Origin of the sequence: Okeania sp. SIO2B9 (assembly GCF_010672505.1) — a bacterium.
GTDB classification, from domain to species: domain Bacteria; phylum Cyanobacteriota; class Cyanobacteriia; order Cyanobacteriales; family Microcoleaceae; genus Okeania; species Okeania hirsuta.
In genome coordinates this window covers 1-1,118 of sequence record NZ_JAAHGK010001775.1, presented here as the reverse complement: position 1 = coordinate 1,118, position 1,118 = coordinate 1, and the positions used below count along the sequence as shown (strand labels likewise).

General features: G+C 41.5%; 1 protein-coding gene. It reads left to right on the top strand.

The genetic code is table 11. The features are described from left to right. Positions 1–729 (top strand): sensor histidine kinase (locus F6K13_RS34340; RefSeq protein ID WP_287290112.1); only part of this gene is annotated, 729 nt, incomplete at its 5' end. Between the last annotated feature and the right edge of the window lie 389 nt (positions 730–1,118).

Genomic DNA, 1,118 nt, shown 5'->3' with positions numbered 1-1,118 from the left:
GCACAAGATTACATCAACGATCTATTAGGTATCATCGATCTCTATCGCGAGAAATTTCCTCAACCCGGTGCAGAAATTGAAGAAGCACTGGAAGCAAGCGACTTAAACTATATGCTAGAAGATTTACCAAAGTTAGTTAAATCTATGAAAGACGCTGGCGATCGCATTCAATCAATTAGCAGAAGTCTTCGCACCTTCTCCCGCGCTGATAGCGATACAAAAAGACCTTTTGACTTACATGAAGGGATTGATAGCACTATCCTGATTTTACGCCATCGCCTCAACGCTAACGAAAATCGTTCCGCCATTGAAGTTGTCACCGACTACGGCAATATTCCGAAAATTGTTTGTTTTTCTGGACAATTAAATCAGGTGTTTATGAATATTTTAGCCAATGCCATTGATGCTTTAGATGAATCCGATCGGGGAAGAGATACAGAAAATCAAGCTCATTCTAATCTAATTACCATTAAGACGCAACTGGTAGATGAACAGGTGAAAATTGCGATCGCTGATAATGGCAAAGGAATGTCACAAGAAGTGAAAGCCAAGATTTTCGACCATCTATTTACGACTAAAGCAATAGGGAAAGGAACAGGATTAGGATTGGCGATCGCTCGTCAAATCATAGTCGAAAAACATGGTGGAGAGATTCACGTTGATTCTATACTAGGAGAAGGCACTGAATTTATAATTAGTTTACCTACAACAGCAAACAGAAAAATTTAACTAAGCTGGATAGCAAAAGTCATCTAAAGATGACTAAAGGGAACTGACTATTATGATTAATTAACTAGGTACCAGCTTTTCGCTCCGGAATGCGACCCTTGCCAGCATTTAGCTGGAGTGCTTGAAATTCGAGGGTAACGGTCCCCCACAAGAGCTTGAAAAAATTAGTGGTGCGCCTTTTATGAGGGGAAAGAATCCCCCATTATACACCGTGAAAAGCTGTTTTGCTACGCAACATGTTTGCGTAGCATTCCGCAGGAAAAGGCCGTAGCCTTGGGTTAGCAATATGCTGTTAAGGTTTGCGCAGCATGACCTAGGAAAGTTCCTCCTACGGAGGCTAGCTGAGTGCTGACTGCTACTTCAATGAGACTTGATATAAAGCCTTCCGA